11 protein-coding genes are annotated in these 13670 nt (G+C 66.9%); 9 read left to right on the top strand and 2 right to left on the bottom strand.

Annotated features, from left to right (window positions below):
- Positions 1-15: 15 nt before the first annotated feature.
- A complete protein-coding gene (locus AABQ55_RS11640; RefSeq protein WP_272805113.1) occupies positions 16-951 on the top strand; it encodes an AEC family transporter in 936 nt (311 codons plus the stop codon).
- Here AABQ55_RS11640 and AABQ55_RS11635 read toward each other — a convergent pair.
- Positions 933-2585 carry an acyl-CoA dehydrogenase family protein gene (locus AABQ55_RS11635; RefSeq protein ID WP_244765798.1) on the bottom strand — a complete coding sequence of 551 codons (1653 nt, stop codon included), beginning with the start codon at positions 2583-2585 and terminating at the stop codon, positions 933-935. The genes AABQ55_RS11640 and AABQ55_RS11635 overlap by 19 nt on opposite strands.
- 171 nt (positions 2586-2756) lie before the next feature.
- On the opposite strand from AABQ55_RS11635, the gene AABQ55_RS11630 reads away from it, so the two are divergent.
- The 4 genes from AABQ55_RS11630 (at position 2757) to dprA (ending at position 6957) form a co-directional block, all read left to right on the top strand.
- Positions 2757-3698 carry an aspartate carbamoyltransferase catalytic subunit gene (locus tag AABQ55_RS11630; protein ID WP_244765799.1) on the top strand — a complete coding sequence of 314 codons (942 nt, stop codon included), beginning with the start codon at positions 2757-2759 and terminating at the stop codon, positions 3696-3698.
- Positions 3695-4987: a dihydroorotase gene (locus AABQ55_RS11625; RefSeq protein WP_272805112.1), complete on the top strand. Its 1293-nt coding sequence runs from the start codon at positions 3695-3697 to the stop codon at positions 4985-4987. The genes AABQ55_RS11630 and AABQ55_RS11625 overlap by 4 nt, the downstream gene beginning before the upstream one ends.
- A 210-nt stretch (positions 4988-5197) precedes the next feature.
- Positions 5198-5803: a glycerol-3-phosphate 1-O-acyltransferase PlsY gene (gene plsY, locus AABQ55_RS11620; RefSeq protein ID WP_272807439.1), complete on the top strand. Its 606-nt coding sequence runs from the start codon at positions 5198-5200 to the stop codon at positions 5801-5803.
- Positions 5804-5805: 2 nt separating this feature from the next.
- Positions 5806-6957: a DNA-processing protein DprA gene (dprA, locus tag AABQ55_RS11615; protein ID WP_272805111.1), complete on the top strand. Its 1152-nt coding sequence runs from the start codon at positions 5806-5808 to the stop codon at positions 6955-6957.
- On the opposite strand, the gene AABQ55_RS11610 is transcribed toward dprA, so the two are convergent.
- A complete protein-coding gene (locus AABQ55_RS11610; protein ID WP_272805110.1) occupies positions 6889-7143 on the bottom strand; it encodes a hypothetical protein in 255 nt (84 codons plus the stop codon). The genes dprA and AABQ55_RS11610 overlap by 69 nt on opposite strands.
- Before the next feature lie 319 nt (positions 7144-7462).
- Here AABQ55_RS11610 and topA point away from each other — a divergent pair, with 319 nt between their 5' ends.
- From topA to AABQ55_RS11590, 4 genes are all read left to right on the top strand, one after another.
- Positions 7463-10111: a type I DNA topoisomerase gene (gene topA / locus AABQ55_RS11605; RefSeq protein WP_272805109.1), complete on the top strand. Its 2649-nt coding sequence runs from the start codon at positions 7463-7465 to the stop codon at positions 10109-10111.
- 4 nt (positions 10112-10115) lie between these two features.
- Complete coding sequence (rnr, locus tag AABQ55_RS11600; protein ID WP_272805108.1) at positions 10116-12467, top strand: ribonuclease R; 2352 nt, start codon at positions 10116-10118, stop codon at positions 12465-12467.
- Positions 12468-12549: 82 nt separating this feature from the next.
- A complete protein-coding gene (locus AABQ55_RS11595; protein WP_272807438.1) occupies positions 12550-12999 on the top strand; it encodes a DUF983 domain-containing protein in 450 nt (149 codons plus the stop codon).
- Positions 12996-13658 (top strand): NUDIX hydrolase, encoded by a 663-nt coding sequence (locus AABQ55_RS11590; protein ID WP_244765805.1) that lies wholly within the window; start codon positions 12996-12998, stop codon positions 13656-13658. The genes AABQ55_RS11595 and AABQ55_RS11590 overlap by 4 nt, the downstream gene beginning before the upstream one ends.
- Positions 13659-13670: the final 12 nt, after the last annotated feature.

The raw sequence follows: 13670 nt of genomic DNA, 5'->3' as shown, positions 1-13670 counted from the left end.
CCCGCCCCGGTTCCCATGCTCGCCATCTTCGAAAGCATCCTTCCCGTCTTCCTGCTCGTCGTGCTGGGGGTTTTTCTCAAGCGCTGGCGGCTGATCGACCGCGACATGTGGAACGGGCTCGAGCAGCTCGGTTTCTTCGTGCTCTTTCCATGCCTGCTCTTCACGACGCTCGCCAAGGCCGAGTTTTCCGGCATCGCCGCCGGCAGCGTGGCGCTCGGCTCCATCGGCTCGCTGAGCTTCATCGCGCTGCTGCTGGCGCTCGCCTGGCCGCTCTTTCGCGCCGCCGGCGTCTCGGGTGCCGCCTATACCTCGGTCTACCAGACCTCGACGCGCTGGAACGCCTTCATCGCGCTTGCCATCGCCGAAAAGCTCTACGGGCCGGAAAGCCTTGCGCTGGTCGCGCTGGTCGCCACGCTGATCATCATCCCGATCAACCTCTACAATATCGGCATTCTCGTCTGGTTCGGCGGCGGCACGCGCAGCCTCAGGACATTCGCGCAGAAAATCGTCACCAATCCGATGATCATCGGCTCGGTGCTCGGCGTCACCATCAACCTTCTGGAAATCCCGGTCTACGCGCCGCTGATGCAGGCGGCGGAACTCGTCGCCGGCACCTCGCTCAGCCTCGGCCTGATCATGGTCGGTGCCGGGCTGAAGCTTGCCGATGCGCTGAAACCCCGGCCGCTGGCGCTGCTGCCGGTCGCCTTGAAGCTCGTGTTCATGCCGCTGGTCATGACGGCGGCCGCCTATGTCCTCGGCATGCGCGGCGAGCCGCTGCTGACGATCGCCATGGGGGCGAGCGTGCCGACGGCGATGAACGGCTATGTGCTGGCCAAGCAGATGGGCGGCGACGCGCCGCTTTATGCCGCCGTCGCCACGCTGCAGACGATCGCCTCGTTCTTCACGATCCCGGTCGTGCTGGCCGCGACCGCCTACCTTGCCGGCGGATAGAGCAGGTCGACGATATAGGCCGAATCGAAGCGCGAATCGAGCATGCCGTAGGTCGAACGCCAGCCCGAGGCGAGGCGCGTCTCGAGGAAGGCATCGGCGATGCGGCCGGCACCGGCGCGGTAGAGCTCGGCCGCGGCGGCGGCAAGCGCCAGCTGCTCGACCAGCATGCGGGCCGCCCCCTCGTCGCGCTCGCAGAGCGACAGCGCCGCGCGCAGCACGTCGGCCGTCTTCTTGCCGGCCGGGCCGAGATCGCGGGCAAGCCCGGCGAACAGCATCTCGAACAGGTCCCTGCCCCGGCCGATGACGCGCATCAGGTCGAGCGCCATGACATTGCCCGAGCCTTCCCAGATCGCGTTGACCGGCGCCTCCCGGTAATGCCGGGCGATCGGCCGCTCCTCGACATAGCCGCTGCCGCCGATGCACTCCATCGCCTCGTAGATGAGAGCGGGCGCGATCTTGCAGCACCAGTATTTCGTCACCGGCGTCATGATGCGGGCATAGGCGGCATCCTCGGCGCTGTCGCGCGCCTTGTCGAAGGCCTCCGCCAGGCGCAGGGAGAGCGCGGTCGCGGCTGCGACGTCGAGCGCCATGTCGGCAAGCACGCGCGTCATGATCGGCTGGGCGACCAGCGGCTTGCCGAAGACGGTGCGGCCACGCGTATGGTGCACGGCTTCTGCGAGCGAGGCGCGCATGATGCCGGAGGAGGCCAGCGCGCAGTCGAGCCGCGTCAGCGTCACCATGTCGAGGATGGTGCGGATGCCGGCATCGGGCGTGCCGAGCAGGAAGCCGAAGGTTTCGGAGAACTCGACCTCCGAGGAGGCGTTGGAGCGGTTGCCGACCTTGTCCTTCAGGCGCTGGAAGCGCAGGCCGTTGCTGGAGCCGTCCTCCAGGAGGCGCGGCACGAGGAAGCAGCCGACGCCCTCGCGCGTCTGGGCGAGCATGACGAAACCGTCGCTCATCGGCGCCGACATGAACCATTTGTGGCCGGAAAGCCGGTAGATGCCCTCCCCGACGCGCTCGGCGGTGGAGGTGTTGGCGCGCACATCCGTGCCGCCCTGCTTTTCCGTCATGCCCATGCCGATGGTGACGGCGCTCTTCTGCATGGCGGGCTTGTTGGTGCTGTCATACTTGCGCGACAGGATCTTCCGGCCCCATTCGCGCTGCACCTGCGGCGAGACGGAAAGGGCCGCGACCGAGGCGCTCGTCATGGTCAGCGGGCAGAGATGGCCGCATTCGAGCTGGGCGGTCAGGTAGAAGCGCACCGCGCGCGCCTTGTGCGCCCTGCCCTTCTCGTCCGGCACATTCTCCCACAGCGAGGAATGCAGGCCGCTCGCCATGGAGCGGCGCATCAGCGCGTGCCAGGCGGGGTGGTAGTCGACGACGTCGAGGCGCTCGCCGCGCGGGCCGTGGGTGCGCAGCTGCGGCACGCCCTCGTTCGCCATACGGGCGAGTTCCTGCGCTTCCGGCGAGGTCACGGAACGGCCGATCGCGTCGAACTCGTCGCGCAGGCCCTTCGGCATGGCGTCGGTGGCATCGACCAGCAGTGGGTCGGAGCGATAGGCGTTGATGCCCGACCAGAGCGGCGGCTGGTTGAGATCGGCGAGTTTCTGTTCGGTCGTCTTGTCGCGAGTCATGAGCGGGTTCTAGCCCAAGTCGCGGCGGGGCGAAACGGGGCCTTGCGGCCGCCGGCGCCCCGGGCTTCACAAAAGCGTGGGAATGCGCGGCCTTGCCGCCGCTTCGCCTTGCCGCGGGGGAACCGACCCTCTATAGACCCCGCGTATCCACGACAGTTGAGGCGGAGTTTCATGGACTTCTTTCCGCATCGCCACCTTCTCGGCATTAAGGGCCTGACGGAGCAGGAGATCACGCACCTGCTCGACCGCGCCGACGAGGCGGTGAAAATCTCCCGGCAGCGGGAGAAGAAAACGTCGACCCTCCGGGGCCTGACGCAGATCAACCTGTTCTTCGAAGCCTCCACCCGCACGCAATCCTCCTTCGAGCTTGCCGGAAAACGCCTCGGCGCCGACGTGATGAACATGTCGGTCGGCAATTCCTCGGTGAAGAAGGGCGAGACGCTGATCGATACGGCGATGACGCTGAACGCCATGCACCCGGACGTGCTGGTCGTGCGCCACTCCTCCGCCGGTGCCGCCGCGCTGCTGGCGCAGAAAGTCTCCTGCTCGGTGGTCAATGCCGGCGACGGCCAGCACGAGCATCCGACCCAGGCCCTGCTCGACGCGCTGACCATCCGCCGCGCCAAGGGCAAGCTCTCGCGCATCATCGTCGCGATCTGCGGCGATGTGCTGCATTCGCGCGTCGCCCGCTCGAACATCCTGCTGCTCAACGCCATGGGCGCGCGCGTGCGCGTCGTCGCGCCTGCGACGCTTCTTCCTTCCGGCATCGCCGACATGGGCGCGGAGGTCTACCACTCCATGGAGGAAGGCCTGAAGGATGCCGACGTCGTGATGATGCTGCGCCTGCAGCGCGAGCGCATGTCCGGCGCCTTCGTGCCCTCGGTGCGCGAATATTTCCACTATTACGGGCTCGACGCGGAAAAGCTCAAGGCGGCGAAGGAGGATGCGCTCGTCATGCATCCCGGGCCGATGAACCGCGGCGTGGAGATCGCCTCCGAGATCGCCGACGGGCCGCAGAGCGTCATCGAGCAGCAGGTCGAGATGGGCGTCGCCGTCCGCATGGCCGTGATGGAAACGCTTCTCGTTTCGCAGAACCAGGGTGTCCGCGCATGACCCGCACCACCGTCCTGAAAAACCTCCGCATCCTCGACCCCTCGCGCAACCTGGACGAAAAGGGCTCCATCGTCATCGAGAACGGCAGGATCGCCGCCATCGGCAGCGGCGCGCAGAACCAGGGCGCACCGGAAGGCGCCGAGATCGTCGACGGTCGCGGCCTCATCGCCGCCCCCGGCCTCGTCGATGCCCGCGTCTTTGTCGGCGAACCCGGCGCCGAACACCGCGAGACGATCGAATCGGCCTCCCGTGCGGCGGCCGCCGGCGGCGTCACCACCTTCATCACCATGCCGGACACCGATCCCGTCATCGACGACATCGCGCTCGTCGAATTCGTGCTGAAGAACGCCCGCGACAAGGCCATCGTCAACATCCACCCCGCCGCGGCCCTCACCAAGGGGCTTGCCGGCGAGGAGATGACCGAATTCGGCCTCCTGAAGGACGCCGGCGCCGTCGCCTTCACCAACGGCCGCAACCCGATGCACAATGCGCAGGTGCTGCGCCGGGCCATGACCTATGCCCGCGAATTCGGCAGCGTCATCGCGCTCGAAACCCGCGACAAGTATCTCGGCGCCGGCGGCGTGATGAACGAGGGGCTGCTCGCAAGCTGGCTCGGCCTTTCCGGCAGCCCGCGCGAGGCCGAACTGATCCCGCTCGAACGGGACCTGCGCATCGCCGGCCTGACGCGCGGCAAATACCATGCGGCGCAGATCTCCGTGCCGGAATCGGCCGAAGCGGTGAAGCGCGCGAAGGAGCGCGGCGCGGACGTCACCTGCGGCATCTCGATCAACCACCTGACGCTGAACGAGAACGACATCGGCGAATACCGCACCTTCTTCAAGCTCTCCCCGCCGCTGCGCGGCGAGGACGACCGCAAGGCCATGGTCGACGCACTCGCCCGCGGCGAGATCGACATCATCGTTTCCTCGCACGACCCGCAGGACGTCGACACCAAGCGCCTGCCCTTCGCGGACGCGGCCGATGGCGCGATCGGCCTCGAGACCATGCTGGCGGCGGCGCTCAGGCTGCATCACAGCGGCGAGGTTCCGCTGATGCGGCTCCTCGATGCGCTCTCGACACGGCCGGCGCAGATCTTCGGCCTTGACGCCGGCACGCTTTCGCCCGGCGCGCGCGCCGACATCGTGCTGATCGATCCCGACGAGCCCTGGCTCGCCACCAAGGACCGCTTCGTCTCGCGCTCGAAGAACACGCCCTTCGAAGATGCCCGCTTTACGGGACGCGCGATTAGCACCTATGTTGCCGGCGAACGGGTGTATTCGCTGGACTGAAAGGGACATCGGTCCGGCGGAGAGCGTGGATCCTCGGGTCGAGCCCGAGGATGACGGAAGAAGGAAGATCGGAAGACGTTGAGAAACGTTGCCCCTGCCGGACCGTTTGATGGGGTCGGTAGCACCTCCCCTCTCCGTCATCCTCGGGCTCGACCCGAGGATCCACGCCCCGCATGCAGACATTGGAACGGGGGAACTGACGTGTCCGACATCTTCACCTGGCAGCTCGGCGTCCTGCCGACGCTCGCCGCCCTCGCCTTCGGCTATCTCCTCGGCTCCATCCCCTTCGGCCTGATCCTCACCCGCATGGCCGGGCTCGGCGACGTGCGCCAGATCGGCTCCGGCAATATCGGCGCGACGAACGTGCTGCGCACCGGCAACAGGAAACTCGCCGCGGCGACCCTGCTGCTCGACGCCCTAAAGGGCACGGCCGCCACCGCCATCGCCTCGCGCTGGGGGCTCGATGCCGGCCTTACGGCGGGCCTTGCCGCCTTCCTCGGCCATCTCTTTCCCGTCTGGCTCGGCTTCAAGGGCGGCAAGGGGGTCGCGACCTATGTCGGCCTGCTGCTCGGCCTCGTGCCTGTCATGCTCGCCGTCTTCGCCGCCGTGTGGGTCGGCGTCGCCTATCTGACGCGCTATTCGTCCCTCTCCGCCCTGGTTGCAACCATCGTATCTCCGGTTGTATTGTGGTTTCTCGGCCACGAGAAGGTGGCGCTGCTGTTCGCCCTCCTCACGGTGATCACCTGGTGGAAGCACAGCGCCAATATCAGCCGCCTGCTCGGCGGCACGGAAAGCAAGATCGGCAGCAAGGGATAGAGATGGACGAGCGCAGCGCAACGACGAGGGGAATTGCGCTGACGGACCGACAGAGGATCGCCTGGCTGCGGCTCATCCGCAGCGACAATGTCGGGCCGGTCACCTTTCGCGAGCTCATCAACCATTTCGGCAGCGCCGAAGCGGCGCTGGACATGGTGCCGGAACTTTCCCGCCGTGGCGGCGCGTCGCGCAGCATCCGCGTCGCCAGCAGGGCCGAGGCCGAACGCGAGCTGGAAATCGCCGAACGGCACGGCGCGGCCTTCGTCGGCATCGGCGAGCCGGACTATCCGCCGCTGCTGCGCCAGATCGACGGCGCGCCGCCGCTTCTCGCCGTCAAGGGAAACCGGACCGCTGCCGCGGCACCGGGCGTCGGCATCGTCGGCGCGCGCAACGCCTCGATTTCCGGCGTGAAATTCGCCGGCCTGCTGGCGCGCGAGATCGGCCGCTCGGGCTATTCCATCGTTTCCGGCCTTGCCCGCGGCATCGACACGGCCGCCCACCGCGCCAGCCTCGATACCGGCACGATCGCGGCCATGGCCGGCGGCCTCGACAAGCCCTATCCGCCGGAAAACATCGGCCTGCTGGCGGAACTCACCGAGGGACAGGGCCTTGCCGTCAGCGAGATGCCGTTCGGCTGGGAGCCCCGCGCCCGGGACTTTCCCCGCCGCAACCGGCTGATCGCCGGCATGTCGCTGGGCCTGGTGGTGGTGGAGGCGGCGGTGCGCTCCGGCTCGCTGATCACCGCGCGCAACGCGGCGGATTTCGGCCGGCTGGTCTTCGCCGTGCCCGGCTCGCCGCTCGATCCGCGCTGCGAGGGCACGAACGGCCTGCTCAAGGACGGCGCGACGATCGTGACGGCACCGGAGGATGTGCTGGAGGGGCTGCGGCCGCTCTGCGAACCCGACCTCTTCACCCCGCGCCCGGGGGCCGGCGAACCCGCGGAGGACGTGCCGCCGACCCTCAGGCTGCCGCCGAGCGACGGCGAACGGGAGCGCATCGCGGAGGCGCTGAGCCAGGTGCCGGCCGAGATCGACGAGATCATCCGCCATACCGGCATCGCGGCGGCGAGCGTCTACCTCGTCCTCCTAGAACTTGATCTTGCCGGCCGGCTTCAGCGGCATGCCGACGGCCGGGTCTCGATGAGCCCGGACTGAAAGCGGCCGCAGGCCGGCCAGGATATCCCCCGCCTCCACATAGGCCATCTCGATGAAATAGCGCAGCATGTCGGCGCCCTCGTTGTGCGCGACCGTGCGCAACTCGCCCAACATCTGACGTGTGTAGGCGATGTTCTCCTCTGCGGTATGCGGCGGAAGCGCGGGCTTGGAAGGTTTCGAGTTCATAGCTTTTCCGTTGTCCCAGGGATTTCAGAATCACCGTTAGGTTGCAATTCCTACGCCCAGAAGACGATACAATGATTATCCATAATTGCAACACCTGAATTATATCGCATAGGTTGCATTTCAGCGTATATGACTTGCATCTATAAGTGCAACATCTAAATTATCTCGTTTTGGTTGCAACTCGTTGTATCCCACTAATTTCACCCCTACCTCTTGACCCGGACGCTTTGTCTGTTCATGTCGAGACACGACTTTCCGGCGCAAGAGCGCCCTTTCGCCGCGCATTCCCGCGCGCGCTCCCGGTATCAGAGAAATGACGATGAATGTTGTAGTTGTGGAATCGCCCGCCAAGGCCAAGACGATCAACAAGTATCTCGGCCCCGGCTACAAGGTGCTTGCCTCCTTCGGCCATGTGCGCGATCTGCCCGCCAAGGACGGCTCCGTGCGCCCGGACGAGGATTTCGAGATGTCCTGGGAAGTGGACAGCGCCTCGGCCAAGCGCATCAAGGACATTGCCGACGCGATGAAGTCCTCCGATGGCCTCATTCTCGCGACCGACCCGGATCGCGAAGGCGAGGCCATCTCCTGGCACGTGCTCGATGTCTTGAAGAAGAAGCGCGTGATCGGCGACAAGCCGGTCAAGCGCGTCGTCTTTAACGCCATCACCAAGTCGGCCGTGCTCGACGCCATGCGCAACCCGCGCGACATCGACATCTCGCTGGTCGACGCCTATCTCGCCCGCCGCGCGCTCGACTATCTCGTCGGCTTCAACCTTTCGCCCGTGCTGTGGCGCAAGCTGCCGGGCGCCCGCTCGGCCGGCCGCGTGCAATCGGTGGCGCTGCGCCTCGTCTGCGACCGCGAAGCCGAAATCGAGCGTTTCGTCTCGGAAGAATACTGGAACCTCTCCGCCCTCTTGAAGACCCCGCGCGGCGACGAGTTCGAGGCCCGCCTCGTTTCGGCGGAGGGCAAACGCCTCCAGGCGCGGTCGATCGGCAATGGCGAGGAGGCGAACCGCCTCAAGGCGCTGCTCGACGGCGCGGCCTACCGCGTCGAAAGCGTCGAGGCCAAGCCCACCAAGCGCAATCCCGCACCGCCCTTCACCACCTCGACGCTGCAGCAGGCCGCCTCCTCCAAGCTCGGCTTCTCGGCATCGCGCACCATGCAGGTCGCGCAGAAGCTGTATGAGGGCATCGACATCGGCGGCGAGACGGTCGGTCTCATCACCTATATGCGTACCGATGGCGTGCAGATGGCGCCGGAGGCGATCGACGCCGCCCGGCGTGCCGTCGCCAGCCAGTTCGGCGAGCGCTACGTGCCGGAAAAGCCCCGCTTCTATTCCACCAAGGCGAAGAACGCCCAGGAAGCGCACGAGGCGATCCGCCCGACCTCCTTCGACCGCACGCCCGACCAGGTGAAACGCTATCTCGATCCCGACCAGCTGAGGCTCTACGACCTCGTCTGGAAGCGCGGCATCGCCAGCCAGATGGCCTCCGCCGAGATCGAGCGCACGACGGTCGAGATCGAGGCGGACAATGGCGGGCGCAAGGCGGGCCTGCGCGCCACCGGCTCGGTCATCCGCTTCGATGGCTTCATCGCCGCCTATACCGACCAGAAGGAAGACGGCGAGCAATCGGACGACGGCGAGGATGGCGGCCGCCTGCCGGAGATCAATGCGAAGGAAACGGTCACCAAGCAGAAGGTGAACGCCACCCAGCATTTCACCGAGCCGCCGCCGCGCTATTCGGAAGCCTCGCTCATCAAGAAGATGGAGGAGCTCGGCATCGGCCGCCCGTCGACCTATGCCGCGACGCTCGCCACGCTGCGCGACCGCGAATACATCGTCATCGACAAGCGCAAGCTGATCCCGGAAGCCAAGGGCCGTCTCGTCACCGCCTTCCTGGAAAGCTTCTTCACGCGCTATGTCGAATATGACTTCACGGCGGACCTCGAGGAAAAGCTCGACAAGATCTCGGCCGGCGAGCTCGACTGGAAGCAGGTCCTGCGCGATTTCTGGAAGGATTTCTTCGCGCAGATCGAGGATACCAAGGAGCTGCGCGTCACCAATGTGCTCGACGCGCTCAACGAAGAGCTGGCGCCGCTCGTCTTCCCCAAGCGCGAGGACGGCAGCGATCCGCGCATCTGCCAGGTCTGCGGCACCGGCAAGCTCTCGCTGAAGCTCGGCAAGTTCGGCGCCTTCGTCGGCTGCTCGAACTATCCGGAATGCAACTATACCCGCCAGCTTTCCGCCGACAACGGCTCGGATGCGGACGCCGCCGCCTCCAACGAGCCGCAGAACCTCGGCAAGGACCCGCATACCGGCGAGGACATCACGCTGCGCACCGGCCGCTTCGGCCCCTATGTGCAGCGCGGCGACGGCAAGGAGGCCAAGCGCGCCAGCCTGCCGAAGGGCTGGACGCCGGCGAGCATCGACCACGAGAAGGCGCTTGCCCTGCTCTCGCTGCCGCGCGATATCGGCCAGCATCCGGAAACCGGCAAGATGATCTCCGCCGGCATCGGCCGCTACGGCCCGTTCCTGCTGCACGACGGCGGCTATGCCAACCTCGAAAGCGTCGAGGACGTCTTCTCGATCGGCCTCAACCGCGCCGTCTCGGTGATCGCCGACAAGCAGTCCAAGGGTCCCGGCGGCCGCTCGCGCGGCACACCCGCTGCGCTGAAGACGCTCGGCGACCATCCCGACGGCGGCCCCGTCACCGTGCGGGACGGCAAGTACGGCCCCTATGTGAACTGGGGCAAGGTCAACGCGACGCTGCCGAAGGGCAAGGCCGCCGACAGCGTCACGCTGGAGGAGGCGCTCGTGCTGATCGCCGACAAGGCCGGCAAGACGCCCATCAAGGGCAAGGCCAAGGCGACGAAGACCACCAAGGCGGCAAAATCCGACGATGCCAAGGCCGCAAAGCCGAAGGCGGCGCCCAAGGCCAAGGCCGCATCCAAGGCAAAGAAGGCCTGACGGCATGACGAGAGAACCACGCAGCCGGGCAGGACAATCCAAGCGGCCCGGCCGCGCGGGCCGTGACGTGCCGCCGGCAGACAACATCCCGATCATCCATGGCGTCATCCCGCCGCGCGACGTGCTGCTGCGCTTCATCGCCGAGCATCCGGAGCAGGCATCGAAACGCGAGATCGCCAAGGCCTTCGGCCTGAAGGGCGAGGCGCGCGTGGAACTGAAGGCGCTCCTGAAATCCTTCGAGGAGGACGGGCTCCTGGAGAAGCGGCGCAAGTCGCTCGTCCGCCCCGGCGCCTTGCCGCCCGTCACCGTTCTCGACATCACGACGCGCGATATCGACGGCGAGCTGATCGGCCGCCCGGCGGAATGGCTTGACGATGCGGGCGTCGCGCCTGCCGTGCTGATCCGCCAGTCGGGCGGCGTGCGCAGGGACAAGGCGCCCGTCGCCGGTCTCGGCGACCGCGTTCTGGCGAAGATCTTCCCGGCGAAGGAGCGCGGCGGTCCGGCCTATACGGCGCGGGTCATCAAGGTTCTCGACAAGAAGAAGAATTCCGGCATGGGCGTCTTCCGCGCCATGGCGGGCGGCGGCGGGCGCATCATGCCGATCGACCGGCGCGGCGAGGAGATGGACGTCGACGCGGAGTTCACGGCAGGCGCCAGGGACGGCGACCTCGTGGAGATCGATGTCGTGCGCATGGGCCGCTACGGCCTGCCGCGCGCGCAGATCAAGGGCGTGATCGGCTCCGTCGCCTCGGAAAAGGCGATCTCGATGATCGCCATCCATTCCCACGGCATCCCCTATATCTTCTCCGACGCGGTGATCCGCGAGGCGGAGGCCGCAGGGCCCGCGACCATGGCGCACCGCGAGGACTGGCGCAGCCTGCCGCTCATCACCATCGACCCGGCCGACGCCAAGGACCACGACGACGCCGTCTTCGCCGAGCCGGATCCCTCCCCGGACAATCCGGGCGGCGTGATCGTCACCGTCGCCATCGCCGATGTCAGCTACTATGTGCGGCCGAAATCGGCGCTCGACCGCGAGGCGCTGAAGCGCGGCAACTCGGTCTATTTCCCGGACCGCGTGGTGCCCATGCTGCCGGAGCGCATTTCCAACGACCTCTGCTCGCTGAAGGAAGGCGTCGACCGCCCGGCGCTCGCCGTGCGCATGGTCTTCTCGCATGAAGGCCGCAAGGCAAGCCACACCTTCCATCGCATCATGATGAAGAGCGCGGCAAAGCTCTCCTACCAGCAGGCGCAGGCTGCCATCGACGGCGCGGCCGACGACAAGACCGGTACGATCCTCGAGACGATCCTGAAGCCGCTGTGGGACGCCTACCGGATCATGACGGTCGGCCTGAACCGCCGCCAGCCGCTCGAGCTCGACATGCCCGAGCGCAAGATCCTCCTGAAGGAGGACGGCACCGTCGACCGGGTCTTCGTGCCGCCGCGGCTCGATGCGCACAAGCTCATCGAGGAGATGATGATCCAGGCGAACGTCTCGGCCGCCGAGACGCTGGAGAAGAAGAGGCAGGTCCTCGTCTACCGTGTGCACGACGCGCCCTCGCTCGCCAAGCAGGAGGTGCTGCGCGAGTTCCTGCAGACGCTCGACATCACGCTGGTGAAGGGCGGCAGCATGCGCTCCAACCATTTCAATGGCGTGCTTTCGAAAGCCAAGGACAAGCCCTTCGAGCAGATGGTGAACGAGATGGTGCTGCGCTCGCAGAGCCAGGCGATCTACAGCCCGGAAAACATCGGCCATTTCGGGCTCAACCTGATGCGGTACGCCCATTTCACCTCGCCGATCCGCCGCTACGCGGACCTCATCGTGCACCGGGCGCTGGTGGGCTCGCTCGGGCTCGGCGAAGGCGGCATCACGCCGGACGAGGAGGCCGCGCTGGACGACATTTCCGCGGAAATCTCGACCTTCGAGCGCCGTGCCATGGCGGCCGAGCGCGATACGGTCGACCGGCTGATCGCCCATCACCTTGCCGGGCGCATCGGCGAAGAGTTCGACGGCCGCGTCTCGGGCGTCACCAAGGCGGGACTTTTTGTCACCCTGCCGGAGTATGGTGCCGACGGTTTCGTGCCTATATCTATGCTCGGACGCGACTATTACATCTATGACGAGGCGCATCAGGCGCTTTCCGGCGAGAAGACCGGGCTCGGCTATCGCCTCGGCGACACGGTGCGCGTCAAGCTCGCGGAAGCGGTGCCGCTGGCCGGCTCTCTCCGGTTCGACATGATCAGCGAGGGACGCAAGATGCCGACGGCGGTGCGCTCCTTCCACAAGTCGGGCCGGCGCAAGGATGGCGCCTCGCGCCGCCAGCCGGGCACGCGCCCGCCGCGCGGAAGACGCTGAGCGCCGCAGCAGGAAGAAAACAGCCGGAGAAGGCGCCGGCGGGAAGGACATGGACATGCAGGCGAACGACACCAACGGCGGCATGCAGCATTTCGGCGACAACCCGGCCGACACGCCTGCGGAACGCCCGCTCGGCCGTGCCATCAAGCGCGGCATGCTGAACCGCTGCCCGGCCTGCGGTTCCGGCCGCCTGTTCAAGTCCTTCGTCAAGCCCGTCGATCACTGCGCGGCCTGCGGCGAGGACTATACGCACCAGCGCGCCGACGACCTGCCGCCCTATCTCGTCATCACCATCGTCGGTCATGTCGTGCTCGGCGGCTACATGGCGACGGACCTCGTCTGGCCGCTCACCACCTGGCAGCATCTGGCCATCTGGGCGCCGATCACCGTCATCCTCTCGCTTCTTTTGCTCCAGCCGATCAAGGGCGGCGCCATCGGCCTGCAATGGGCGCTGAAGATGCACGGCTTCGGCGCCAAGCCGGAAGAAACCGAAGCGGAAACCACGTCCGCCTACGGCGACCGGACGGCATGACGCCCGTCCGGCCCGTCGATGCAGCCTCGATCCTGCTCCTCGACCGGTCTGGCGAGGGCATGCGCGTGCTCGTCGGCCGGCGCAGCAGCAAGCACGTCTTCATGCCGGACGTCTATGTCTTTCCCGGCGGACGGCGCGATGCGGGCGACCGCCTCGTTCCCGTCGCCAATCCGCTGAACCCGCAGGCCTGCGAGCGGCTGGCGCTGCGCAGCGGCACGCGCTGTTCCGATTCGCGCCTGCGCGCCCTCGGCGTGGCGGCGCTGCGCGAACTCTACGAGGAAGCCGGCATTTCCGTCGGTACGCCGCTTGCCGAACCGGCGCCGAGCGCCCTGCCCTTCCGTCCCGACCTCTCCGGCCTCAGGTTCCTCGCCCGCGCCATCACGCCGGCCGGCATGGTGCGGCGGTTCGACACGCGCTTTTTCACGCTCTTCACCGACGAGGCGGGCGTCGATCCGGCCGGCGCGACGGCGAGCCACGAGCTGGAAGACCTGCGCTGGGTCGATATTTTTGACCACAAGGGCATCGAGATGCCCGACATAACCGTATTGATCCTTGAAGAGCTTCGAAAAAGCCTTCAGGAAGACAAGTCTCTGCCCTTCGGAAGAGCCGTGCCGCTGTACCACACCCAGCGCGGGCGCCTCCTTCGGGACCTTCTTTGAGGATCGACCGCA

The sequence above is a fragment of the Shinella sp. WSD5-1 genome (assembly GCF_963942435.1).
GTDB lineage: Bacteria > Pseudomonadota > Alphaproteobacteria > Rhizobiales > Rhizobiaceae > Shinella > Shinella yambaruensis.
This window is presented reverse-complemented; position numbering and strand designations above follow the sequence as displayed.